Source organism: Fusibacter sp. 3D3, assembly GCF_001748365.1.
In the GTDB taxonomy this organism is placed as follows: Bacteria; Bacillota; Clostridia; order Peptostreptococcales; family Acidaminobacteraceae; genus Fusibacter_A.
Map to the genome: position 1 here is coordinate 18,172 of NZ_BDHH01000020.1, position 26,249 is coordinate 44,420.

At 37.6% G+C, this 26,249-nt stretch carries 25 protein-coding genes; 23 read left to right on the top strand and 2 right to left on the bottom strand.

Annotation, left to right across the window (positions count from 1 at the left end; genetic code table 11):
- Positions 1-5: 5 nt before the first annotated feature.
- The 12 genes from F3D3_RS18710 to F3D3_RS18760 all read left to right on the top strand — a co-directional run bounded on the left by F3D3_RS18710 (position 6) and on the right by F3D3_RS18760 (position 8,846).
- Positions 6-1,358, top strand: a complete 1,353-nt coding sequence (locus F3D3_RS18710; protein WP_069875964.1) for an extracellular solute-binding protein — start codon at positions 6-8, stop codon at positions 1,356-1,358.
- A gap of 9 nt (positions 1,359-1,367) precedes the next feature.
- On the top strand, positions 1,368-2,825 hold the full coding sequence (locus F3D3_RS18715) for a CehA/McbA family metallohydrolase (RefSeq protein WP_069875965.1): 1,458 nt from the start codon (positions 1,368-1,370) through the stop codon (positions 2,823-2,825).
- On the top strand, positions 2,803-3,501 hold the full coding sequence (locus F3D3_RS18720; RefSeq protein WP_069875966.1) for an HAD family hydrolase: 699 nt from the start codon (positions 2,803-2,805) through the stop codon (positions 3,499-3,501). Before F3D3_RS18715 ends, F3D3_RS18720 begins: the two co-directional genes overlap by 23 nt.
- A gap of 202 nt (positions 3,502-3,703) precedes the next feature.
- Positions 3,704-4,420, top strand: a complete 717-nt coding sequence (locus F3D3_RS18725; RefSeq protein WP_069875967.1) for a YebC/PmpR family DNA-binding transcriptional regulator — start codon at positions 3,704-3,706, stop codon at positions 4,418-4,420.
- A 154-nt stretch (positions 4,421-4,574) separates the two neighbouring features.
- A complete protein-coding gene (locus tag F3D3_RS18730; RefSeq protein ID WP_069875968.1) occupies positions 4,575-4,808 on the top strand; it encodes a site-specific integrase in 234 nt (77 codons plus the stop codon).
- A 313-nt stretch (positions 4,809-5,121) separates the two neighbouring features.
- Complete coding sequence (locus F3D3_RS18735; protein ID WP_069875969.1) at positions 5,122-5,547, top strand: hypothetical protein; 426 nt, start codon at positions 5,122-5,124, stop codon at positions 5,545-5,547.
- Positions 5,548-5,675: 128 nt separating this feature from the next.
- Entirely contained in the window at positions 5,676-5,954 is a 279-nt protein-coding gene (locus F3D3_RS18740) for a phage portal protein (RefSeq protein ID WP_069875970.1), read from the top strand.
- Positions 5,955-6,580: 626 nt separating this feature from the next.
- On the top strand, positions 6,581-6,712 hold the full coding sequence (locus F3D3_RS24950) for a hypothetical protein (RefSeq protein WP_255364408.1): 132 nt from the start codon (positions 6,581-6,583) through the stop codon (positions 6,710-6,712).
- A gap of 88 nt (positions 6,713-6,800) precedes the next feature.
- Positions 6,801-7,460, top strand: coding sequence for a hypothetical protein (locus F3D3_RS18745; RefSeq protein WP_069875971.1), 660 nt, complete (start codon positions 6,801-6,803; stop codon positions 7,458-7,460).
- A 290-nt stretch (positions 7,461-7,750) separates the two neighbouring features.
- Complete coding sequence (locus F3D3_RS18750; RefSeq protein WP_069875972.1) at positions 7,751-7,975, top strand: hypothetical protein; 225 nt, start codon at positions 7,751-7,753, stop codon at positions 7,973-7,975.
- An 8-nt stretch (positions 7,976-7,983) separates the two neighbouring features.
- Entirely contained in the window at positions 7,984-8,493 is a 510-nt protein-coding gene (locus tag F3D3_RS18755; RefSeq protein ID WP_069875973.1) for a hypothetical protein, read from the top strand.
- The gene (locus F3D3_RS18760; RefSeq protein WP_069875974.1) at positions 8,484-8,846 is read left to right on the top strand and encodes a hypothetical protein; all 363 of its coding nucleotides are present in this window, start codon (positions 8,484-8,486) and stop codon (positions 8,844-8,846) included. Before F3D3_RS18755 ends, F3D3_RS18760 begins: the two co-directional genes overlap by 10 nt.
- Before the next feature lie 354 nt (positions 8,847-9,200).
- Here the strand turns inward: F3D3_RS18760 and F3D3_RS18765 are convergent, their stop codons facing one another.
- Positions 9,201-10,070 carry a LysR family transcriptional regulator gene (locus tag F3D3_RS18765; RefSeq protein WP_069875975.1) on the bottom strand — a complete coding sequence of 290 codons (870 nt, stop codon included), beginning with the start codon at positions 10,068-10,070 and terminating at the stop codon, positions 9,201-9,203.
- Positions 10,071-10,182: 112 nt separating this feature from the next.
- Between F3D3_RS18765 and F3D3_RS18770 the strand changes: the two genes are divergently transcribed.
- The 4 genes from F3D3_RS18770 (at position 10,183) to F3D3_RS18785 (ending at position 15,078) form a co-directional block, all read left to right on the top strand.
- A complete protein-coding gene (locus F3D3_RS18770; RefSeq protein ID WP_069875976.1) occupies positions 10,183-10,905 on the top strand; it encodes a hypothetical protein in 723 nt (240 codons plus the stop codon).
- Positions 10,899-12,164, top strand: coding sequence for a sensor histidine kinase (locus tag F3D3_RS18775; RefSeq protein WP_069875977.1), 1,266 nt, complete (start codon positions 10,899-10,901; stop codon positions 12,162-12,164). Before F3D3_RS18770 ends, F3D3_RS18775 begins: the two co-directional genes overlap by 7 nt.
- A 160-nt stretch (positions 12,165-12,324) precedes the next feature.
- On the top strand, positions 12,325-13,011 hold the full coding sequence (locus F3D3_RS18780) for a hypothetical protein (protein ID WP_069875978.1): 687 nt from the start codon (positions 12,325-12,327) through the stop codon (positions 13,009-13,011).
- Positions 13,012-13,047: 36 nt separating this feature from the next.
- Complete coding sequence (locus tag F3D3_RS18785) at positions 13,048-15,078, top strand: clostripain-related cysteine peptidase (RefSeq protein WP_084389166.1); 2,031 nt, start codon at positions 13,048-13,050, stop codon at positions 15,076-15,078.
- A gap of 25 nt (positions 15,079-15,103) precedes the next feature.
- Here the strand turns inward: F3D3_RS18785 and F3D3_RS18790 are convergent, their stop codons facing one another.
- Positions 15,104-15,856 carry a LytTR family DNA-binding domain-containing protein gene (locus tag F3D3_RS18790; protein ID WP_069875979.1) on the bottom strand — a complete coding sequence of 251 codons (753 nt, stop codon included), beginning with the start codon at positions 15,854-15,856 and terminating at the stop codon, positions 15,104-15,106.
- A gap of 199 nt (positions 15,857-16,055) precedes the next feature.
- Here F3D3_RS18790 and F3D3_RS18795 point away from each other — a divergent pair, with 199 nt between their 5' ends.
- The 7 genes from F3D3_RS18795 (at position 16,056) to F3D3_RS18825 (ending at position 26,246) form a co-directional block, all read left to right on the top strand.
- Positions 16,056-16,979, top strand: coding sequence for a hypothetical protein (locus F3D3_RS18795; protein ID WP_069875980.1), 924 nt, complete (start codon positions 16,056-16,058; stop codon positions 16,977-16,979).
- Positions 16,980-17,098: 119 nt separating this feature from the next.
- Positions 17,099-17,644, top strand: a complete 546-nt coding sequence (locus F3D3_RS18800) for a LemA family protein (protein WP_069875981.1) — start codon at positions 17,099-17,101, stop codon at positions 17,642-17,644.
- A gap of 8 nt (positions 17,645-17,652) precedes the next feature.
- Positions 17,653-19,383, top strand: a complete 1,731-nt coding sequence (locus F3D3_RS18805) for a DUF2207 domain-containing protein (protein WP_069875982.1) — start codon at positions 17,653-17,655, stop codon at positions 19,381-19,383.
- A gap of 168 nt (positions 19,384-19,551) precedes the next feature.
- Positions 19,552-21,528, top strand: a complete 1,977-nt coding sequence (locus F3D3_RS18810) for an SGNH/GDSL hydrolase family protein (protein WP_069875983.1) — start codon at positions 19,552-19,554, stop codon at positions 21,526-21,528.
- Between the two features lie 163 nt (positions 21,529-21,691).
- Positions 21,692-22,822 (top strand): ISAs1 family transposase, encoded by a 1,131-nt coding sequence (locus F3D3_RS18815; protein WP_069872581.1) that lies wholly within the window; start codon positions 21,692-21,694, stop codon positions 22,820-22,822.
- A gap of 293 nt (positions 22,823-23,115) precedes the next feature.
- Positions 23,116-23,370 carry an HPr family phosphocarrier protein gene (locus tag F3D3_RS18820; RefSeq protein WP_069875984.1) on the top strand — a complete coding sequence of 85 codons (255 nt, stop codon included), beginning with the start codon at positions 23,116-23,118 and terminating at the stop codon, positions 23,368-23,370.
- 227 nt (positions 23,371-23,597) lie between these two features.
- Complete coding sequence (locus F3D3_RS18825) at positions 23,598-26,246, top strand: translation factor GTPase family protein (RefSeq protein ID WP_069875985.1); 2,649 nt, start codon at positions 23,598-23,600, stop codon at positions 26,244-26,246.
- The last annotated feature ends 3 nt before the right edge of the window (positions 26,247-26,249 follow it).

Below are 26,249 nucleotides of genomic sequence, written 5' to 3' on the forward strand. Positions count from 1 at the left end.
GTATTATGAAGCGTTTATTGACAATCGCATTAACACTGATGGTATTGATAACAGGGTGTGGCACAAATGCAAATACTCAAGTGGGTACAGCAGCGACGCCTGAAACAACAACGACAAAAGCACCTGTGGAAATTGAATTCTGGCACGCTCTTGGCGGTGCACTTGGGGATGGTTTAAATGAAATTATAGAAGACTATAATGCAACACAGACTCAATACGTGGTCAAACCTGTGGTCATTGGCAGTTATTCAGAAATCGATGAAAAACTCCAAGCGGCATATGCAGCGGATCAAGTACCAGCACTTGTGGCTGGGGGATCCTTCAATCTCTTCGCTTCAAAGGGGTTGGTATCACCTTTTGAGGATTATATGCCAAGTGCTTATGACAAAGCGGATATTGTGGGCGGATTTTTGAAAGCGGCAACTGTTGATGGCAAATTGATGGTAGCGCCCGCTTATGGCACTTCTCAAGTATTATATGTCAACAAGGCAGTGCTAAAAGAAGCGGGTAAAACGGTGGATGATCTCAGTTCGTGGCAGTCTATTGCAGGCATGAGTTCTTCAATTATAGGCTTAGACACCCATAAGGATAAAATAGGTTATGTATGGGAACCGATGTGGGGCTCTGGTAATATTGAAGATATGGCACGCTCAAATGGTGCCCAATTTATATCTGAAGATGGTAAGACTGTGATGATCAATTCACCTGAATGGGTGGCGGTTTTAGAACAAGTGAGAGTATGGCTCCACGAGGATCAAATCATGAAAATTCACTCAGGTGGACAGGGATGGGAATATTGGTACAAAACTATGGATGACTGGGTTTATGGCAAATCTTTAGGCTATACGGGTTCTCCAGGTGACTATGCGATTGCACTAGAAGCTGTTAATAAAGCCATTTCAGAAGGTTATAAAAATGAGTTTGCAGTGGTGCATCAACCCGGTTGGGGTTCAAATGATCCAGCGCCTTATTTTAGCAGTTTGATGTACTTTATACCCAATGATTCTAATCTGACGGAAGATCAGAAAAAAGGTGCTGCTGATTTCGTAACATTTGCAACTTCAACGGATAATACCGCAAAATTCGCTATAGCAACAGGATATGCTGCTGTTAGAAAATCCGTTTTGGATTTACCAAGCTATAAGGCATATCTTGCCTCAAATCCAGATGCGGATGTGGCACTTAAGCAGATTGATTTATATGCAGTACCAGAATTTATTGATCCAACAGGAGGCGCAATTTTGACTGCACTGAGTGAAGCTGTGGACAAAGTTGAAATCGAGAACATGTCTGCGCAAGAAGCACTGGATGCAGCTGCTGTAAAAGCTCAAAAAGAGCTTGATAAAATCAACAAGTAGTGTGTGCAAATGATTGAATTCAGACAGCCTATAACGGCTTTATATGAAACAAAGTGGATTGAGATTAAAGCACCTGGAGTTGGAATTACCATAGAGTCCATACTTGAAGGCGATTGTCATCTCTATGTGCGGGTTTATAATCCTGAGGGTATTTTTATTGGTGAGAGTGTGCATGGGCACTATGGTTATCCCGCTGTAATGCAATTTGGGAAAGAGATGTCAACCCTGAATGCGATGATGCATGCGCCCTTATCAGGGACCTATAAGTTTGAATTTGTGGTATTTCAGACACAGATGCCAGAGCATGCTTGCTTTTGCACGGTTAGGATTGAAACGGATGTTGAGCGCCGATTATTGGAGGCGTCCCTTTACACTGAAAAAGTATGGTTTGGGCCTTTAAGCACTTTAGATCAAAGTGAGGTCGTAAATCTCGAAGCTCGGTACTATAGAGGTGATTTGCATGGGCACACGACTCTTTCTGATGGTAAAATGACGCCTTCTGAGGCAATGCAAGTATTAAATGAATCCAAACTTGACTTTATGGCACTAACTGAGCACAATCGGATGCCTTTTGGGCATCGACAAGGTCAGGCTTTAATGATACCTGCTTTTGAACTCACTTTACCAAATGGGCACATTAATATTTGGGGGATGGATTCAGCGGATGTCTTGTCAGCACTTCTTAAGGCACCTGAAAATAGGTTGGCAAAAGGTGTTGATGCTTTTAAAGAAAAAGCCATTATTTCAGTGAATCACCCTTTTATGGTGCCGTGGGCTTATGAGGATAAAGAAATCTCGATGGAGGCTGTAAATACTTTAGAGGTGATTTGCGATCCGACTTATAGGGATTCGCCAGAGGCCAATCGAAAAGCCGTAGCCTTTATGGATTGGGTTTGGGAAAAGGGTTATACTCTATTCGGTGTCGGGGGGAGTGATGCCCATAATCCGACTTGGGAGCATTATGAAAACGCTTCTTCGCCAAGTGTGTATGGGGATCCCTCAACTTATGTGTACTGTGAGGGCCTATCGATTGAGCATTTAAAAAGAGGATTGCGCCTTGGCAAGTGCTATGTTGCGCGGTGGGTTTCTCTAGATCTCAAAATAATGGCTTATACGATACAGCCAGGAACGACATATGATGGGACATTAGATGATTATCAAGTCACTCTTACTTGGTTTGATTCTGATGAAGGGCATGCACCTGAAAGGTTTGAAGGGCGATTTTTCTACAACGGTAGATGTATTCAAATCGGTGTGTTGACACGTGAGAATCCCATTATGATTTTGGAGAGACCCGTTTCTTTAAGGACGGCAGAAAGTTGGATTAGATTTGGTATTTATGATATGAATGGCGATGTAGTCGCTTATGTCAACCCAGTCTACTCAGCGGATAGAAAAAAACAGTCTGATGTATTAGGGACTTTAATGGAGGCATTTTCTAGAGATGATAAAGGGCATACTGTTTGATAAAGACGGGACATTGATTGAATTTGAAAGCACTTGGCATTCTATTTTAAATGCTGTGTTTAAAGTGTTGGATGAAATGGGATATCCAGCGGATATGGGTTTATTTAAAAAGCATGCAGGCTATCGTGATGACGGTTTTGAAAAGGAAAGTGCGATTCAATATCTCTCCACAACAGAGATTGTGAAAGAATGGGCTCGCCTATCTAGCAAGCGAGAAGAGGTGGCGGTTAAAGAGATTATAGAGGTGTTTGAACAAGTCACATCGGATGATAATATTGATGTCACCCTGCTTACTGGCACTGTTGATGCTTTGAATTATCTTACGGAGAAAAAGTATTGTCTTGGGATTGCCACTGCAGATACAATGGCTTCTTGCCGCAAGAGTTTACAGAAAGTGGACATTCTCGGGTATTTTGACTTTATCGGTGCGGATGATGGCGTTATTTGTCCTAAACCACATGCTGAAATGGGTGAACTGTTCTGTAAGCGCTTCAATTTAACGCCTGATGAAGTCCTTGTGGTGGGCGATAGCATTGCGGACTATGAATTTGCCAAGGCTTTTGGAGGCCATTTTATCGGGATAAGATCAACGTATAGCAATCTTGAATCAAGTGTTCCAGATGAGGTGAAACGATGTGACCATATCGCTGAGATTATCGATGTTTATCAGCTCTAAAGAGTGATTTGTTGACACTTAACATTGAAATAAAAGTACGCCAACTTTTAGAATATAAAGGGGATGTTGTTTGCACAACATTCCCTTTATATTGTCTCAAAGTTGGTTAAGCGCATTAATAAAGGGCCAATAAAAACTTTAAAAAGTATCCAAGATATGCTATGATTAGGCATAGTTAATAAAGAGATTAGGAGAGATTACTTTGGGAAGAATAGGAACGATTATTCAAAGAAAAGGTAAACAAGATGCTAAAAAAGCAAAAGAGTTTACTAAATTAGGAAGATATATTATGGTAGCTGCTAAAGAAGGTGGCGCAGACCCAGAATACAATGCAGCTTTAAAATCTGCAATTGAAAAAGCAAAAGCGGCAAATATGCCAAATGATAACATCGATCGTGCTGTTAAAAAAGGCGCGGGTGATGGTGATGGTGCAGTCTTTACAGAATTGACTTATGAGGGCTATGGTCCAGGTGGTGTGGCAGTTTTGGTAGAGTGTCTTACAGATAACACCAATAGAACTGCAGCAGATGTCAGAAGCTATTTCTCAAAAGGAAAAGGTAATCTCGGCACAAATGGTTGTGTTTCTTTTATGTTTGATCATAAAGGTGTTCTCGTTATTGATAAAAAAGAGGGCATGGATGATGAAGCACTAGAAATGATCGCAATCGAAGCGGGTTGTGAAGATTTTTCGGTGGAAGAAGATCACTATGAAATTTATACAGAAATCGGAGATTTTGCAGGCGTACGCGATGCACTTGCTGGACAAGGCTATGCCTTCAGCATGGCAGAGCTCCGCTACCTACCACAAACCATGACAGCTCTAACAGGCGAAGATGACATCAAAAACATGCAAAAACTCATCGACCTCATGGAAGACAGCGACGATGTCCAAACCGTGTACCATAACTGGGACGAATAAGGAATGTTGGAATTTCAATGCTTTCAGAGTTTAATGTTGTGAGCTACGGCATCCGTTCTATATGTAAAATTATGTATTTCTGATTTGATTGCGATGAACACACCTATTTTTTAAGTTGATTATTTGATTAATTTAAAGGGTAGGTGTTTTTTTTATGAGAGAATTAAATGTGGCACTTGAAGATTTTATTTATGAAACAAAGACAGGGGGATATAGCCTAAAGACGCTCAAAAATTATAAAAATATTCCCTTAGCATTTTTAACATGGATTAATGAAGTTCATCAAGTTGATAAGGTTGAGCAAATTACTAAGCGTCATATTCAAGAATATTTTGAGTTCAAATTGGAAAATGGATTATCTAGAACTTATGTAACCTACGGTCCTTAAAAGTGTAACGAGAATATCAACCTAAATCAAGTAAAATCAATAGTTTGACGCTATTTCTATTTACATCACTATTTTCAACAAATATCGTATCCTTAGCTACAACAGAAGAATCTGGAGACCTGATTATTTCTCGCGTAATCGAGTTTGATAAGAGCGATAATAACAAAGTTCTCAATAAGAATACAGCTCAATTAACTTCCGTTCCAAATGCTGTTGAATTAAGAGTATACAATGTCGATGTAATCTATATAAAATAATTTTAAATAAATGATTCCAATTACTTATGCTATTAACTTGAAAAGGGGACTGATTTATGAAAGTTTACCGTACTCCTGAGTTTGAAAAAATATTTTCTTTTTTTATTGACGTTTTCGTATTTTTAAAAAAAGAAGGGCGTGTTTGTTTACCAAAGTTTAATTGCATGCAACAGGAAAGTGAAACTGTAATTGCATTTATAAACGAAGGCCTTTCTTTGTTTGAAGAAGCCTACGAGCCCGAAATTTTTAATATTCACATGACAGTATTGTTTCATTCAGCTTTAAAACGATGTAGCACAGACATAGAGATAGAAAAGATTGTTATTATTTATAATTATCTTGTTATTCTTTTTAAAGAAGATTTTTATTCATTTCTCCGTACCTCTCAAATGTGGTCAACATCTATCAAGCATTACGCAATTACTCATATGAGCGATTGCTTATTAGAACTTCAGTTAAAAGATCTACATTCGTATCTCTAGGTTATTTTTTATTCAGAGATAAACTTTGGTCTTCAACTAATTTGATACCAATTAGGTCTGATGTAAATGTCGACATTAGAATGTACATTTTTGATCATATAAAAATATACAATTCTAATTAGTCTTAAATGCAGGGAACAACATTCAATGAGTTCGATTATGTTGGTGTAGAGTACCCGCTCAATAGACCAACCGATGATAAAGAGATTGTTGATATGCTTAGTACACAATTTAAAGATGGTGCATTGAGTTTAGAGAGTTATTTGGATAAGAGTCCATTGATTACAGATGTAGGTCAAGAAGTTGAAAAATTAGGAAAACTATGTTGCAATCAAATTCAGAACTTATGTTCTGTTGTATCGTGTTATTTTGTCCACGCCTTACGCACACTTATATGTGAATATTAGCCTTTCATTGAATCACACATGCCGTCAATAAGGGGGTTCAATATAGGTAATGATCGTGTTCGGTATCATACCATTAGAACTGGTACAATTGCATCAATCATAAAAAATAACTATGTAGTATTTCCAATGAATTGAATGGTATGGTTTATATAATATTAACATTATCTAAACCAATAAACGTTGTACAATCGAATGGAAATTATAGAGGTGATACATTTATCAGTGCTTATTAATATTATGGTTCAGATTGAGTGAAATTAATCAAAAATATGCAAGATTCTATTCATATTTATGCAAATTGTATAAAAATCATGATTTAGAGGAATAGTTTAATAAGCAATAGATAAATTTAAAACATTGAAAGCGTTGCAAATACTAAACTGTTAGAGATGGAAATTTCAACTATTCCGATAATATGTATTTAGGAAATAGTTTAGCCTATGTATAAATAGTTGTAGTCATAGAGGGAATGAGAATAAATTTATACCCCCCTTATGATTTATCTTTTAGTGTAATACCAATTTTTATCCACCAAACTTTTAATATCTCTCTTTATTCAATCAAATCTTGCGTACAAATGGTGGACAATTTTTCCTGTAAGTATTGAAATTAAAGGAGTATAGACCATGAACGATATTCAATTAAAATGTGAGTCGCTATTAGATCAATTTACAGTTTCAGAGATAGTGGATGCTTTAAATAAATTATACCAGTGCAGTATTGATGTCATAAATGAATCGTTGAGTGAGGTTGAATGAATTTTCTGAAAAAGTAAGATTTGATCTAGTGACTTCTTTTTGAGAATGGGATACAATGGACATATCAAATATTGGGAGGGGAAACTGTATGAATATTGGAGAGTTAAAAAATGTTCTAAGCCGTTCAATTAGTGGGTATGATGAATTTAATGAGAATGATTTTGTAAATTTTATTTTTAATCCAATTCAAATTACTTGTGATGACATGGTAATAGACAAACATTTAAATTTAGTTATTAAGACGCAAAATAAGGAGTGTTGCACTAAAAGTTGTTTGAAAGATTCAGATATTTTAGATAGACTAGATGTATATTTAACAAAGAATTATTGTTTACATCAATTTGATGCTTATTTGCAAACTAGTGAACTTTTAAGAAGAGAGGAAATACTAATAGATTTTATTATTGGAAATAGTATACATTATAATAATGGGGCATTAATTTTTGAGTTTCCAGTATCCAATGAAAATACAGACAACTACAAGACTGTATTTATACTTACAAATGTAATTGAAGGCGAAGTAAGAGACGATTTTTATTACTACGATTATTTGAAACCAAATGAATATATCAAACTTAATAAAATAGATGCTGAGAATAATCGAATGTTTGTTGAGAAAATAATTTCTATAAAATCTTTCAGTATTTACTTTTATATTGATGAATCTGTTAAAAATTATATGACTTTAACCAGTGAAACAACATCTTTAAATGATAAATACTTTACACATCATATTGTTAGCAAATAATACTTTTTGAGAACAAATCAAAGAGAGCCTAAATCCATTGGCTCTTTTTTCATGTCATTCTATATTGTTTTTTGAACCGAATTAGACGATTTATTTTTTGCCATACCATTTATCCACCTAATGAATAAAACCTCTAATTCGCCATGAAATTCCCACTGGCAATAGGAGTTATTACCACTGTGTGAGAGCCTAGAAACGATTTTATTCATTTAGCCATAGTATTTATCATGAAATTATTAAAATTGAAACTAGACGCTACACTTAATTTTAAACACGAAAGGAGCAACACCATGAAAATTATTGATAGATTAAATTTAGAATTAAACAATAAGGACTATTTCACGCAAGATAATTATATTCAATTCTTAAATGAGAACACCCTCACATCAACAAAGGATTACAATAAAGCCACGCACCAGAAACAATTACTTTATACTGTGATTGATATTCTCGAAGCAGTTTCAAGTGGCTCAGACGATGAATCACCAATCACTTTATTATTCAGTAGAAAGTAGGTAAATAAATGGACACTAGCAAATATATGTTTGATTATTACATGAAACAATACTCAATTGATGCTGAGAAATCGAATGGTGATATTATCAAGGTGTTTTTTAAAGAGATTACAGATGCCAATAATGATGATAAGAAATTCATATTTTCACATTTAGGGGATTTGACTCAAGGTGAGATTATAATTGTTGATGGGATTCATTGGATGATTACACAAGAAAGTGAACCAGTGACACATCAATCTTATGGGAAAATGACTTGTGTTAGGCTGATACATTTAATCAATTTTGGTATTGATAAGATTCTCAACTCTAATTATGGTGCAATTGAATTAGGGAATCAAGGTTTAACAGGCTCTCAATATCCTTTACAAGATGGGAAAATGATTGTGAGTTTACCTCTCAATGAGAACACAATTAAAATTCAAACTAATGATAGAATAATCAAATTTAATTCTGCTTGGAAGGTTGAGTTGAGCAAGCCACAACAGAATATAAAGATATCGTTTCATTGTATTTAGAAAAAACCTCAGTCCTTAGTGGCGATGATTTGATTAATGAAATCCCAGATGGTGTGGGTGAAGAGCCTGTTATAATTTCTGAAAACAGATGGGGCAAAACAGATTTAAAAGTAATTGAGGATTTTACAGATAGTGCTGATATTTATGAATATGTTGATGATATCGCAACTGACACTACATTCACATTTAGAATTGATGGTATTGATTCAGCGAACTATTCAATCACATCCACAACAAGTAACTCTATCACGATCAAGTGCATAAATTATTATTATACAGGTTTACTGGTAGGAATTAACAATAGAACCAGTGAAGAAACGTCTATCCCATTAACTTTAAAAGGGTTGTTTTAGGGTGAAAAATTGATTATAATGAGTTATGGTATACTAATTGTACATCAACTTAAAAGTAGTGTGAGCTATGATAGACTTCATCAAAAAAACAACAAAAAAACATAATTTTCAAAAATAAAAAACCTCGAAAGCCAGTTATATCAACGGTTTCAAAATCGACCTCATGGAAGACAGCGATGATGTCCAAACCGTGTACCATAACTGGGACGAATAAGTTAAGGAGCGAAAGGCAGCAGCTGCAAAGCAGAGGCGTTAGAGCGACTGGTTTTTCACGCAGTGAAAAAAACATCCATAGGGTTATATTTTAGACAAGACAATACCGCTGACCTACTAATGGTGAGCGGTATTATTGATTCACCACTCTGTTGCCTTCGTAATCACCATATCAATAAGTTTTTCAAGAGCAAGTGAAGAAACTCGACTTTGGTGGTAAAACAATTGCGTAAAAAAGGGCGTGTTACCATTATGCACTTGTGACAATAGCGATTTGTTATTGATTTCCATTTCAATTGCGTATGAGGGCACATAGGATAGTCCGATACCACTTGTCACATATTTTTTTATGGCTTCAACACTTCCAGTCTCCAAGAGGTTACTCTGCTGAATACCATGTTGAGATAAATAATTTAGAAAAACTTCCCGATATGTGCACCCTTCTTCTGCAACGATGACCATATGATGCGATTTAGGTAAAAAGGTTTGATCCGAATCAAGAGGCGCTATTAGCGAGAAATTTTCTTGTTTTAAAAGTATTGAAGTTAAATTTTTATAAGTGATTGAAGGCTGGAGCATAACGCAACAATCTAAGGTGCCTTTGGCAACTTGCGCTTTCAGTTCTGGGCATACACCAGTGTGAATGATGAGATCTACGTGGGGGTATTTCATTTTATAGGCATATATAATGGGATGAAGGCGGTACATCATTAATGAATCAGGTGCACCAATTCGTAATGTGCCCTTGACTTCTAAGTTTTCAAAGTCAAAAGAACTGAGTTCGTCATATTTTTCAAGCAATTGATCAACACCAATAAGGAGCTCTCTACCAAATTGAGTGAGCCTAATTTTAGAAGCAGTACGGTCCAATAAGCTCTTTCCATAATGGGTTTCAATTGTTTTTATATGCATGGAAACAGACGATTGAGTGTAGCCCAATTTCTCAGCAGCTTTACTAAAACTGCCTGTCTCCACAATGGTCTTAAACGTTCGAAAATTTCTAATTTCCATCTAATCTCCATATCATTTATTTTGATATCATATATCAATAGTTTCAATTTTATTGATGTTGATTATTATGTTACCATTATATCACAAATTAGTTTTGATGGGAGGCACTATAATGGATCATTTAAAATGGGCGGTTATCCAACATTTTTTTCAAGAACATTCGATTGATGTCTATGGTGTAGTGAATGCAGAGGCATTTATTAACGAGCCCAAGGGGCACAGACCGACTGATTTTTTAGAATCCGCAAAAGCAGTTATTGTTTTTGGACGTGAGCATTTGAAAAGTACACTTATCTGTAATGAGAACGAGCCATATGCGCTGGTTAGAAACAGCCTTACAAAAGCTATTAATGACATCAGCATTGAGCTGTGCTATATGCTTGAAGCTGAAGGTGTCATTGCCCTTCCAATACATGCTGTGGGAGGCAGTAAATATGATGATGAAACCCAAAAATCAAGAGGCATGTTGTCGCTAAAGTATGCAGCAGTTCTGGCTGGGTTGGGCTGCATTGGGAAAAATACGCTTGTTATTCATCCTAAACATGGTAATTTATTATGGTTTGGTGCTGTGGTTATCAATAGTGCACTAGAAGCCTCCCCAGTCACGATGAAACAATTGTGCCCAACGCATTGCAAACTTTGCATAGAAGCGTGCCCTGTAGGTGCTATTGCGGGTGATCTTAAATTGTTTAATCAAATAAGCTGTTGGAATCATGCTTTTGATAAGTCAGGTACAGAACTTGAAATTACATGTTTTGAATGTAGAAAAGTTTGTCCGTTTTCACATTTAAGTATAACCACCGATCTTTTGAAAGTAGGTAAAAACTCATGTTAACTGCGTTAGATTCAATTAGTGTATTGATTTATGGCATATTGATTATGGCTTTTTTTCTCGATCTCAAAGCGACCCGAAGAAATATCATCATTCTCTCCATATACGTGTTTTTGAGTAGTATTCTTCAGTATAGTCTCTATTATGTTCATGGTGCTGAAATTATTGAAAAACTCTACCCTATACTGATTCATTTCCCCCTTGTACTTTTATTTTGCACGGTATATAAAAGAAGATTGAATCTGGTATTGTTTGTCCTCTTTACGGCTTATATGTTCACATCACCAAGGAGATGGGTTGGAGAAGCAATGGCATTGGTTTTTAATAATGAGCCATCAATAGTGCTCATAACCAAAATAATAACATCTATCTTATTGCTGATCGTTATCTATAAATACCTTAAACCCCATGTAAATCGTATATTGGAATATCCAAATCCACGCATTACCCTTTTGGCAGCGGTGCCTACTTTAAGCTACTTTCTTGTGTATGCAACTACGGTGTACACCGAGGCACTTTATAATTCAAGTATCGTCTTTGTAGGCATATTCAGTGTGGGGTTTAATTCTGTTTTTTTTGTTTTTATAATTGCCTATTTTATCGAAATGAATAAAAATTATGAATCCCAGACGGAACAAACCATATTGAAAATGCAAAATGACATGATCTTAGTCCAACTGGAGGATTATAAGAGTGCCCAGAGAGACTTTGCGGTTTATCGTCATGATTTACGGCATCATTTACACTATTTGAGCAATTGTATTTCAGAAAAGCATACAGATGAAGCCTTGAATTATATAACCGAGATTAACAGCGATATTGAGGCAACGTATGTTGACCAATACTGTGAAAATACAAATGTCAATTTAATTCTATCTGCTTATGCGGCAAAAGCAAAGACGAGTATGGATAACATTGATATTATAGCAGATGTTCCAACGAATATCCCCATACAGGCCACTGATATTTGTGTGATTTTATCAAATGGCATAGAAAATGCAATTCATGCCTGCAACCTAATCCCAAACAGAAGTGATCGAAAAATAAGGGTGAGCTGTCAGTTTGATCATAAAAAGCTTTTGATTGAGATTTGTAACAGCTACGAAGGGGAGATTCACTTTGAGGAGGACATCCCAACCTCTAACGAGGCAAACCATGGTTTGGGTATAAAAAGTATTATGGCTATTGCAAAAAAATATAATGGCATATGTGCCTTTACAGAAGAAGAAGGCATTTTTAAGATGCGCGCAATTCTGTCATGATCAAGTGAGTGATAAAAAGCATACAACTTCATGAAATACTACTGAAATAGAGCTGCGGCTCTTTTTTTTAGTATTTTATGACATAAAAAAGGCATTTCATGCAAGGAACCGTTTTTATAAGAAAAACAGAATATAATGGTAAAGATAATGGAGGGATAGCATGAAAAAAATATTATTAGGGATGCTTTTGGTGGCTCTATCGATTGTATTTATGGCATGTGGAGATTCTATCGAAGAAGATCGTTCACCAGATGCAGTAAAAACAGAGGAACAGGTGAGAATTGATGAAAACAATGCGACAATTCTCCCTAAATTGGATGAATTAGAAGCCGTAATCGTTGAGATTGAAAAAGTTGTGGCGGATCATGGTTTGGGCGAACAATATCAATCTGCAATGGATCAGATTAGAGCAGAACTGGATGAAGTAACCCAAAACCATCAAACCATTATAGACATGGGGGGGTATCTAAAAGGGACTACAGAATTTGAGGCAGCAGTGGTGGGTGCAATTGAGAAGGATAAAGCAATATTGAATTTGATATTAGAAGATTTAGAAACTGGAGAAACTGGAGAAGCAGACACGGCACTCGTAGATAAGTTCAACGCACTCATTGATCTCGTAAATCAAGTGACGCTAAAAGCTCAAGAAACGGGTTGGGATAAAGATGAGGACATGCTTTCAGAGTTAGGGGTTGTGTATGGCTTTATGGATGAAGTAAAAGCAAAACTTGAAAGTTCAGAGACTATTGATGAAGGTTATAAAACTGAGAAGATCGCAATCATCAATGCATTACTTCCTGTTTTTGAGGCATATTTGCAAAAGGTTTCCGTACCGTATATTGAATAACATGAAAAAATATGAATTCAAGGAGGCGCATTAATTTTGATTAAGAAAAAACGATTAAAATGGGGTGCATTATTTCTGATGTCTGTATTGATGTTTTTACTGGTTGCTTGTGGTGGTGATGCTTCTACAAGTGAAGCATCGGTGGTATTAAATTCGGCGAATGAAATTGGCGAAACCAACCAGACGAAAAGCGTTAAGCAGACAACGCATGAGACTGAGTGGGCAATTTATTGGTATCTTTGTGGAAGTGATTTAGAATCAGGAGGGGGTTCCGCATCTATAGACCTTTTTGAACTCACCGAGGTTGAATTGCCTGAAAATGTAAAAATCATTATTCAGACGGGTGGGGCAAGTACTTGGCAGAATGAGTTCGTTGATCCCAATTATATTGAGAGATATGTTTATGACAGCAACGGGCTAGTGCAAGTGGAGCAACTCCCTTTGACAAGTATGGGAGATGAAGAGACTTTATCCAGCTTTTTAAGCTTTGCAAAGACCAATTATCCAGCGGATAAAACGATGTTCTTATTTTGGAATCATGGTGGAGGCACGGTTAGCGGTGCTGCATCTGATGAATTGTTTCAAGGGGATTCACTTGATTTAAGAGAAATGTACAGTGCATTTAATGCCAATTATGAATTGTCAGAAGCGGATCAGCCTTTTGATATCATTGGTTTTGATACATGTCTTATGGCAACGGTGGATGTGGCCTATACTTTTTCGGATGTTGGGAAATATTTAGTAGCCTCCCAAGAATTAGAGCCTTCCAATGGATGGAACTACACCGGTATGGCAGACGCATTAGCTCATAATCCAGAGATGGATGCAGAAACCTTTGGAAAAGTGATTTGTGATACTTACCAAGCGGGCTGCGAAGGGGTTGGAACAGCAGATGATATCACCTTATCTTTGACAGACCTTTCAAAATTGGGTGCATTGCTTGGCGCATATGAAGATTTTGGAAAGGAAGCCTTGGCAAGTGCCTGTGCTGAACCTTCGTTTTTCTCCTATTTTGGGCGAATTGCCTTTGCAACAGAAAATTATGGGGGGAATACAAAGGAACAAGGTTTTTCGAATATGGTGGATCTAGGACACCTTGCAAGACAGTCCTCAGAATTGCTTCCTGAAACTTCTGAGAATGTGCTTCAGGCACTTGAAAATTGCGTGACCTATAAGGTCAGCGGTCCTTATCGCCAAGAGTCTACGGGACTTTCCTGCTATTATTCTTTTAACGGAGATATCGATGATTTCAATGGTTATGCGGATTTAGGTTATGGAGAAGCGTTTAAATACTATTATCAATACGGTTTAACAGGTGAATTGCCTGAATCAGGCATGGATTTCATCGCTGAAATGAACTATGAGACAATAAAGCCACTTGAAACACTTGAAAATGAAGGCTGGGAGAATCATGAACTCGATGTTGACAGTGAAGGCTCAGCTGTACTTACACTAGGTGAAAATGCAGCGAATATTTTGAGTGGCATCTATATTCAACTTTATTATGTGGACCCTGAACTGGATCTGATGCTTTTATTAGGACGTGATAATGATCTGATTGGCGATTGGGATACGGGTGTGTTCAAAGATAACTTCCGAGGTGTTTGGGGGGCACTTGATGGCAATTTAGTCAATATGGATATTTCTTATGAGGGAGAGGGTTACAATCTTTATGCAGTGCCAGTGCTCATCAATGGAGAGGATTATAATCTAAATGTGATCTATGATTTTCAAGCAGAAGCATTTCAAATTCAAGGGGCAAGAAGACCCGTTGATGAAAGTGGCATGGCAGATAAAAACCTGTACACACTGATTGAAGGCGATATCATAACCACAATTCACTATGCGATGTCCATTTCAGGTGAGGACGATGAACTTGTGCCTGTAGAAGTCGATGAGATTGTATGGGATAACAACATGATTTTTGAGGAGATTGACCTCGGCGATGGCCTTTTTATACAAATGTTTGAAATGACGGATATGCAGGGGAATTTCGCATTTTCAGATGCCATTATGTTTGAGTCAGTAGACGGTGTTATCACCACAACCGTTGGATTTGTGGAGTGATTTTCGAGAGGCTCAATAAGGGCATTCAGAGCAATGAATCCGTTTTTTCGCGGGTTCTTTGAAAAGTATGTTCAATATAGCGCGCCTTCAATGCCGTATAATTTGCTTTAGAGACGGGGATCGTTGCGTTAGAGTAGAGTCTAATTTCACGTGTGGTTAGGACGTCAATGTAATCGAGATTGACAATAAAAGAGCGATGTGGTTTTACGAACTGTGAATAGGGAAAGAGCACCTTTTCAAGTTTGGAAATTACATTGATTTCTTCTAAAACAATACCATTTATCAAATTGTAATATACAGTTCTTCCACAAATTTCAACATACTCAAGCGTATGCAAGGGAATGTGTGTTAGACCGGTTTTACATTTTACTAAAAGGCTGGCTTCGTGTTGAGTTTGAATCGTGCTCAACACTTTATCCAAAACAGCAAATAATTTTTCTTTCCATATGGGTTTAAGCGCATAATAAAAAGCATCCACCGTATAAGAATCCACAGCAAATTCAGGTGAAGACGTAAGAAAGATAATTTTAGCGACTTGATCAAGGCGTCTGATTTCTCTGGCAGCATCCATCCCATTCAGGGAAGGCATAATGATGTCCAGTAAAATAATAGCATATTGATTACCTTCTTCAATGGCTGAGATGAGCTCTACAGCATTTTGAAAGGCAGTGTAAGTGATGTCATAACGGAAAATGTTCATTTCCTTGTAGGCGTTGATAATGTTGATGATGTTTGAAAGTTCAGAGACTTGATCATCACAGATCGCAATTTTTAACACAAAGCACCTCCCGCTGAAATAATACCATTATATCATGTCTTTCTTTGAAATGAGCAGATATTTCATGTAAAAAAGGAGACGTTTCATGCATAAAACGGTCACAGTCATATAAATCTGATATAGTTGTGGCATGGGAGAAACACGACACTTGAGTCGGTAATATCTCCTAACTTATATTGTGAAGAAAGAGGAAAAAAATATGAAAAAAATATTATCAGTAATGCTAACCCTTACACTTGTACTTTTCATTTTTACAGGTTGTGGTGGTGGTCCAGATTTAACGGGCGTGAATCAGAAGTTCAATGAAGTTTCTGCACTTTTTAATGAAACGGCAGCGCTTGTTGAATCAAACGGGTGGTCAACTGACGCAGAAATGCTAGCAACACATAATTCAATAGCAGAGGCGCTTAATGGGATCAAAGCAATTCTTGAAGATCCTGAGCAGTCAAAAGATATCGACGTAGAACAAATGACAGCAGAGCTTGATGGACTGATTCCTGTGCTCAATGATTATAAAGCAGCAGTTTCTGTACCTTATGAGCCAGTTGTTGATTTGACAGCGGTTACAGACAAGTTTAACGAAGTTTCAAATCTCTTTAACGAAACAGCTGAGATTGGAAATGCAAACGGCTGGGCAAATGAACCAAGCATACTTGAAATTCACAATTCAATTGCAGATACTCTAGAGAGTATTAGAGTGCTCATTGAAGATCCAGAACAATCTCAATTAATAGATGCAGAACAATTAACTGCTGATCTAGAGGCAATGATTCCCTTGATTAATGACTATAAGGCAGCGATTTCGGTGCCCTATGAAGCTGGCGCTGTGTCAGGATTTGATTTGACAGTACTTACAGAGCGTTATAATAAAACATTAGACCTCTATAATCAAGTCGTTGCAGCAGCTGAAGCTAATGGATGGAAAGATAAAGCAGAACTTACAGCATCGCTCAATGAAATTTCGATGACACTTGATGATTGCTATCAAATCCTCAGTGATCCGAGTGTACTTGAAGGCAGTGATATGACACAAGCGGATGTAGATGACTATGTTAGCTTAATTGAGGAACTTCACTCAATTCTAATAGATACTTTAGCAGCAGTTTCAGTACCTGCGAATTAGTTCATAAAAAAATGAACGTAGGGTGGTAGATCCTAAGAATAAACCCTTAAGCCACGACCGCTACTGCGGCCGTGGCTTTTAACAATCAATATTGATGATAAAAAATGGAGGATGTAGCTATGGTCTATTTGTTTATGGGCATAATCATTGTATTCACGCTACTATGGATCGTTTCAACACAGAGAAAATTAGTCATAATGGATGAAAATATTAACAATTCATTGTCCCAAATTGGGGTTCACCTTTCTTCGCGCTGGGATGCATTGAATGCATTATTAGAGCTTACAAAAAAGTACGCAGAGTATGAATATGAAACGCTCACAGAAACCATCAAAGCACGTCGGGCAATTACTAAAACGTCTTCCGCTGAAGACGTGGTGGGACAAGAAAATATGATTACAGAAGCACTTGGAAAAATTATGGCAGTTGCTGAAGACTATCCTGAGCTTAAAGCAGATCAAAGTTTTTTAAGAACGATGGATGCTGTCGATCAATACGAAAACATGGTGCGTACGAGTAGACTCATTTACAACGATAGTGTCACTAAGCTCAACAGGAGTATTCGTCTTTTTCCAACGCTTATTTTTTCAGGTGTTTTGGGCTTTCATAAGCGTGATTATCTTGAAGCGGATGAGTCAAAAACAAACATGCCAAGTATGAGGTAGGTGATCAATTGAAAAAGAAATTACTTTTAGGGCTTATTGTTGCAATAATAGGTGTATTTGGGTTAGGTCTATACGCATTTGCAGCAAACAATGTATCTGATATAGCGATAGAAGTGACGCTTTACGAGGACGGATCTGCTGTCATTGTTCAAACCTGGAATTGTGATTTTGAAGAAGGAACGGAAGCTTATTTTCCCCTTGAAAATTTAAAGGGCATGACCCTATCCGATTTTTCTGTAATGGATGAGAATGGTTCATATACATATCTTGAACATTGGGATGTGAGTGCAAACTTTGATGAAAAAGCAAAAAAATGTGGCATAGTAGATACAGAGCAAGGCTATGAACTGTGTTGGGGCATTACTGAATATGGACAAAAGCGCTATGCGATTCAATATAAACTGAGTGGATTAGTAGGCTCATATGAAGATTACGATGGGCTTAATTTCCAATTTATTGGAAGCAATATGGGAACACTTCCGACAGATGCCACTGTGAAAATCATGACGCATGATGGTACTGCTCTAAGTGCCGAAAATTGTGGCATTTGGGCGTTTGGATTTGATGGACAGATTGAATTCAAAGAAAATCAAGTTTTAGCATATACGGAAACGCCGCTTACAAAGGGTTCAGACAGTGTGATTATAATGATCCAGTTGAATAAAGGTGTACTCACTCCAATAAGAATGGAAAAGGGTACATTTGAAACCCTCAAAGGCAATGCGCTTGATAACAGTGATTATGATTTGGGGCCTGAAAATTCAAATGTGAGTTCGGATTCAGAAGCATATGATTTAGGTGAGATGGGATTTTTCGATAAAGTTCTGGAAGTGATCATTTTATCCATTCTTGTATTGATCCCCCTATCGCCTTTTCTATATTTAGCATTTTGGTTAATACGTACTTATAGGCGGAAATTGCCGTTAAAAAAGCTTTATGCGGCGACGACATATTATAGAGAACCTCCAATTGAAGGCAATATAGAAGCGGTAATGGCATTAGCAAGTCGCTTTGAACAGTCAGATGATGATGGAAACCTCATTGCCGCTATTTTTCTAAAATTAATTCATACAGGCAGTTTGGAACCCCTAACAGAAAAGTCAATAGGTATTTTAGGGAGAGAAAAGCAATATATTTCTTTGAAGCTTGTTAGACCCCCGAATTTTGACAGTATTACAGCGCAATTATTATATGGATTATTGATTTTAGCGAGTGGGCCTGACGGCGTTTTACAGGAAAAAGAATTAGAGCAATATTGTGCATCGCACTATACCAGTATGCTTGATCTTGTTAAGCATGCAAAGGTAGAGGGCGAAAAAACCCTTTTGGAGATCAACTGTTATAATGATGAGCCCACCGAAGACTTAAATGAGCTCACGGAGAATGGCAAAAGTTTACTCATGCAGATTATAGGTTTTAAAAAATATCTGTTGGATTTTTCTTTGATTTCCGAAAGAGGCATTAGTGAAAGTGAGATCTGGCAAGATTATTTTGTGTTTGCGGCATTACTCGGTGTTGCAGATAAAGCAATGGAGCAATTTAAAGCGGTTTATCCAGCCGTGACACCTTATCAGCAAAATGCACAGTATTATTACCACTTAGCACACCGATATCAACGTGCATCGTATTATACGGCCAGAGCTACAAGTAATGCGCGTTCATCTGGACGTGGTGGTCGCAGTTCTTTTGGCGGTGGTGGCGGATTTTCAGGTGGTGGAAGAGGCGGCGGTACAAGATAACAATTCAAAAAAAGGTGAACGAATAGTAAGAATAGGCTTTTATTTGTGCTTTATATTTGTTAAATTAAATAGTGTAGAGTGTAGAAGATTAAAAGGAAGTGTTCAATGCTAAGGTATTGTGACTTCCTTTTTGGATTGTTTACGAGACATTAGAGGAGAAGACAAAGCATGGAAGAAAATAGAATGCGGGCTATGGCTAGAGTCCAAGAGAAAAGGTTTCATTTCAAACAACTGACTGAATTGCCAATCTATGAGGGCTCTACAGGTTATGGTTGCGTTGAACAGAGCTATGATATCATCAAGCGCAATGTGGATTTAAAAGACATCATATGCCATAATGAGGGGTTAGTTGTAAACGCCAATAAAGCACATGATTTTGCTTTGACGCATAGTGATGGCTATTTGCTCACTTTTGAAGCCTGTTATAATTTCGATCATAAAGGCCTTATTTTTAGAATTGATCTCGAGCCTGGATTATATGAAATTTCGATTCGATTTAAAGGATTAGATGTAAAACCACTTGTTGCGATCTCGGGGCTTGATCCGATTCGGACGCGTCAGATCGGCTATTGGGATGATGCAAGGACAATGCCCAAGTATTTTGCGGATTGTTGGCAGGAGGATACGTGGCGGTATGGCTATATGAATGCGAAAGATCATATTCACGTGGAAGTAGAACCTACTGACAAGGGTCAATCGTTTGTGATTGAAGAAATTATTGTTGAGCGATTGATCAAAAAGGTGGAGACCTCAAGTAAACCTCAATTATTTCTACTTGGAGATTCCACAGTAAAGAATTATATTTTCGAAGAACTGCCGATGAATGGGTGGGGGCAACATTTTCCAAAGTTTTTTGATCTATCCCAAGTGGATATCGTCAATTATTCTAATGGTGGGCGTTCTCTTAAGAGAATGTATGTGGAGGGCCGGTTTAACGATTTACTCGTTCAGAGTAACCCTGGAGACTATATTTTAATCCAATCAGGGCATAATGACGAAAAAGAAGAAGTAAAAGGACATGAAAATGAAGGGCATTCATCTCGCTTTGGACGCGGGGCAACTGAAGAAGCTTATGAACGCACACTTGAGACTGTTTTTATGCCGTTATGTAAACAGTGTGGATTGAATCCGATTTTCGTAACGCCGATGACGCGACTTGATGGCAATTATAAAGCAGGTGATGAAGTGATGAATTCATTCAATCGCTTAAAATTTCCAGAGATTATGCGCAAAGTGGCAAAAAGACATCAGATACCACTTGTTGATCTCAACCGAGAAAGTATTGTCTACTTAAATGCGATTGGCGTATATGCGGCTAAAGCCATATCTATGTATCTAGAAGCAGGGGAATCGCCTGCAAAGATGAGTGCGGGTTCTTTTGCAAATGGAAATCCAAACAGCAGTCCAGATGGCACACATTTTAAAGAAGCACTCGCAAAGCAGTACGCGCGCCTCGTTTTAAAGGAACTCTATAGATTAGCACCGTCAGCTGAAAGGGTGAAGGCACTCATATCTTGGGTTAAGCCAGAAGTCCATACCTTATTAGAAGCGGGCAGATCAGAAGCCGTCTACCCAGAAGTAGCACGAGATTGTGTAAGCGGGACTCATGCAAAATATAGAAATCAAATTGAAAAAATGGTTCAAATGGGAGCCTTTGAACTGGATGAAAAAGGCTTTTTTAATCCAAATGAAGCGGTGAATGTTAAAGTTTGTCTTAGTGCCTTAAGCCAGTTGAGCAAACATTCACTGGAGATCGACATAAAGGGGATTGAAACACATTATAATCAACCGATAGAAACGCTTTTAGTGACGCGCGAATTATTGGCCTACTTAATGAATGCGTTTTATAATCAGAGCATAGCGTCACTTGCGCCCATTCCCTATTTTAGAGAGGGATATGCGCCGTTATTGGCTTTTAATGATGTTATAGATCAGGATAAAATCGAACCGATCTTCTTGGATGCGGTGCAGTCCGTATGGCAACTTGGGCTTTTGCGTTCAGAGGTGGATGTCCATCGTGGGTTAGTTGCGCATGGCCGTTATTTTGAACCGAAACGCATAATCACGCGCGCATTATGTGCAAAGTATTTTTACTTCATGTGGGTGCTTATGCAAAAGGAACTCAAAGAGTGCCATGAGATCTAATCGTGTGATCAGCCACGGCTATCGCATGAAAAAAATGTAGAGTATTTTAGGAAAAGTGAATGCGAAAATGCAGAAGGAATAAATGGTAATAATTACAAAAAGGAATTAAAGAAGTAATGTCGAATTCAATACTAGAGGAAAAAAACTCTGGAGGAGAATTCATATGGACAAAACAATGTTTAAAAGTGCATTTGAAAATGTAAGCGATTTTAGACAAGAGTGGAAAGTAAAACATAAGCTGATAGAAATAATCTTTACAACAGTGATTGCAACGATTGCAAATGCGAATACCTGGATAGAAGTAGAATCCTTTGTAGAGGCAAAAAAAGAATGGTTTAAAAAATATGTGGATTTAGAGAATGGCGTACCTTCTCATGATACGTATAAACGCGTATTTGAAAATTTGGATAGTGATTCTTTTAATAGAGCCTTTATAAGCTGGACAAGCAAGCTATCGAATGAATCCGCTGGCAGAATAATCGCTGTAGATGGAAAAACATCAAGGGGATCACATACAGAAGATAGAAAGGCAATCCATCTGGTAAATGCGTGGGTAGAAGAAAATGATCTTTTGCTAGGACAATTGAAAACAGAAGAAAAGAGTAATGAAATTACAGCAATCCCCGAACTGTTGGATTTGCTATTTATAAAGGATAGCATAATCACAATAGACGCTATGGGTACACAAAAAAAGATAGTCGAAAAAATAATAGGAAAAGAAGCAGATTATGTACTCTCATTAAAAGGGAATCAAGGTAATTTTAATGAAGAAGTAAAAAGTTATTTTGAAGATGCAATTGAATCCAATTTTAGAGATTACCCAGTAAGTAGAAAAACAACTCTAGAAAAAGGTCATGGAAGAATTGAAAAAAGAGAGTATTATCAGACAAACGATATAGAATGGTATGTAGAAAAAGACAAATGGAAAAACTTATCAAGCATAGGTATGGTAAGGCGCACAGTGACCACAAAAGGAAAAGAAAGCGTAGAAGTGAGCTATTTCATATCCAGTTTAAAAACACCAGAAGAAGGACCATGTGAAGTGTTTGCAAAGGCCGTGAGATCACATTGGGGTGTAGAAAGTTGTCATTGGATACTTGATGTTGTTTTTAGAGAAGATCATAGCCGAGTAAGAATGAATAACGGTGCTGCAAATCAATCCATGTTGAAGAAGATAGCCATGAATATTTTAAAACAAGAGACCATCACGAAAAAGAAGACCAGTTTAAAGTTGAAGCGTTATAAAGCATCAATAGATGAGTCTTTTCTAACGAAAGTAGTATCTGAGCTGTAGAAAAAAGGCTGAGTTATACCATTCGTAGGGTAAGTCGGCTGTAGTGATACAAACGGTTTATTAGTTGTGCCCTCAAAACTGTAAAAAGGATTGAGCTCTGCATTAAAACATAAGTCATGCCACATAATCCAATAGCGCAATGCTATTTTTTTAAGACTTTGAATAAAAGCCTTGATTATGGTAGATTTTCATGCGATAGCCGTGTATAACTTTGGAATATGACTTGATCAAAGCAGTGATTAGGTCTATACTATAAAAAGCTTATGACGAAAAAGTATAGAAGGAGTTAAACAATGGAAAAAAACCTGATTCTTACAGCAGAAGCTGGATTTCATGCAAGACCAGCATCCATTTTTGCAAAGAAAGCAATGGAATACAGCGGTGATGTGACAATTACCTTTGAGGGCAAAGAAATAAACGGCAAATCTGTTATGAGTATCCTTACACTGGGTGCAGTTTGTGATTCAGCAATTACAATAAAAGTAGTTGGTGAAGAGGAAGCTCTGATGATGGATCAACTGGTTGAGATCGTGGAAACCATGAAATAACTCTTAAAATGCATAAAAATCAGTTAATAAAAGGCAGAGTCTGTTAAAGGGACTCTGTCTTTTTTGAGAATACAATAATTTATCGATCAATATGTTGGTGCTGGTAGTTTGTATTGGGTTGTATAAACAGTGTTGTGTAAAACACAAGTAATTGATATGATGTTAGAGGAGCTTAGAGGAAATCAAATGGCTCATAAGACATATATATAAAGGATTTGAAATCTAAAATGAAAAAATTAGTAGTGGGTATACTTGCACATGTGGATGCAGGGAAGACAACTTTATCAGAGAGCATGCTTTTTTTAAGTGGTAAAATACGTCAAATGGGACGTGTTGATAATAAAGATGCGTATCTAGATACTTATGAACTTGAAAAAGCTAGGGGCATCACAATCTTTTCCAAACAGGCTATTTTTAATATAGAAGATACAGAAATCACTTTGCTGGATACACCAGGACATGTGGATTTTTCTGCTGAAATGGAGAGAACTTTGCAAGTGCTTGATTACGCTATTTTGGTGATCAGCGGGGCAGATGGTGTGCAAGGACACACAAAGACTTTGTGGAGATTGCTGGAAATCTATAAGATTCCAACGTTTATATTCGTCAATAAGATGGATCAAAAGGGAACCGATAAAAATGCACTTATCCATGAGATCAAGAGGACCTTGGGAGAGGGGTGTATAGAGTTCAGTGAAGTGAAGACAGAGTCGTTTTTTGAGGCACTTGCGCTATGTGAGGAGTCCTTAATGGAAGTGTATCTTGAAAAAGGAACGGTAAGTGATAAACATATCTGTGAAGGGATTCAAAACCGAAGTCTATTTCCTGTTTTTTTGGGTTCGGCATTAAAACTTGAAGGTGTGGCATTTTTCATGAAGGGTATTAAAGCGTATGTAAAATTGCCTATTTACGCAGATCCGTTTGGCGCAAAAATCTATAAGATCTCAAGAGATGAACAAGGCAATCGGTTAACACATATGAAGATAACAGGCGGCACACTCAAGGTAAAAGATGCTATAAAAAGTGAGGATTGGGAAGAGAAGGTCAACCAGATTCGCATTTATTCAGGACAAAAATACGAAGTGGTAACTGCGCTTAAAGCAGGTGCTATTTGTGCGGTCACAGGTCTTAGCCAGACTAAACCTGGAGCCGGTATTGGGATAGAAGGCGCGTCAAGTGAGCCTATTTTGGAACCTGTTTTATCCTATAAAATGGTATTACCGGATGGTATAGACGCGCGCATGATGCTTCCAAACCTCAAAGTGCTTGAAGAAGAAGCGCCAGAACTTCATTTCGTATGGGAAGAAGAACTGAAAGAAATCAAAGTTCAAATCATGGGAGAAGTTCAACTGGAGATATTACAATCGCTCATCATGGACCGGTTTAATGTGTGGGTGACTTTTGGAGAAGGTCGGATTGTCTATAAGGAAAAAATAGTCCATGTGGTTGAAGGTGTTGGTCACTTTGAACCCTTGAGACATTATGCAGAAGTCCATCTTTTGCTTGAACCCAGTGCAAAGGGGAGCGGGCTTCAATTCACATCGATTTGTAATGAAGAAATTTTAGAAAAAAACTGGCAAAGGTTAGTATTATCACACCTTCGAGAGAAAGCACATAGAGGCGTTCTCACAGGCTCAATGATTACGGATATGAAGATTACCTTGGTCTCTGGCCGTGCGCATAATAAGCATACTGAAGGTGGGGATTTTAGAGAGGCTACTTATCGTGCTGTAAGGCAGGGCCTAATGGAAGCTGAATCTATTTTACTGGAACCCTACTATGCATTCCAATTAGAACTGCCTGAAAATCTAGTGGGCAGAGCCATGACCGATGTGGAGAACATGCACGGCACTTGTGAAATTGCACAGACTGATGGTGAAATTGCCGTGATCAAAGGGCGAGCACCTGTTGCGACGATGCGCAATTATCAAAAGGAAGTGATTGCTTATGCCAAAGGACGCGGGCAATTATTCTTGACCTTAGAAGGATACGATACCTGTCATAATGCAGAAGCTATTATAGAGCAGATGGCTTATGAACCTGAAAGAGATTTTGAGAATCCCACAGGGTCTGTTTTCTGTACACATGGGTCTGGATTTACGGTGCCTTGGGATGATGTTAAAAATTATATGCATGTGGCAGCGCATCTTAAACCTTCTAAACCTGAAATTAAAGAGGTCTTAGAAGTATTGACGTTGCCGAGTGAAACCGAATGGTTGAGTTTAGCAGAGATCAATCAGATTATCAACAGTACTTATAATGCGAATCAAGGCAGAAAATCGGTTTGGAAAAAGCACACCAAGAGTCGCGAAACCTTTTATGAATCCACTGTGCGGCCAACGATCAGAAAGCCAAAAGAAACCTCAGAAGAATATTTGCTCGTGGATGGGTACAATATTTTATTCGCATGGCCTGATTTAAAGGCACTCGCAAATGAAAATATGGATGCGGCTAGGTTGAAATTATTGGATATCTTGAGTAATTATCAAGGGATACGCAAGTGTCATATCATCGCCGTATTTGATGCTTACCGTGTTGAAGGGCGCCAAGAGTCCATCGAAGCTTATCATAACATCCATGTGGTTTTCACAGGAGAGGCGCAAACCGCAGATCATTATATTGAAAAATTCGCACATACCAATCAGCATAAATATCATATCACTGTGGCCACTTCAGATGGACTTCAGCAAGTGATCATAAGAGGTGCTGGATGTGCCTTGTTATCGGCAAGGGAGCTCATGGCAGAAATAAAAATACAAAATGAACGCTTACAGCAAGAATTTCTTGCTCCAAATGATAGAGAGCGTACGGCATTAGAAGACACACTATCATTGGAAGAAAAAGAAAAAATTAAGGCATTAATGGACACTATTTAAAGG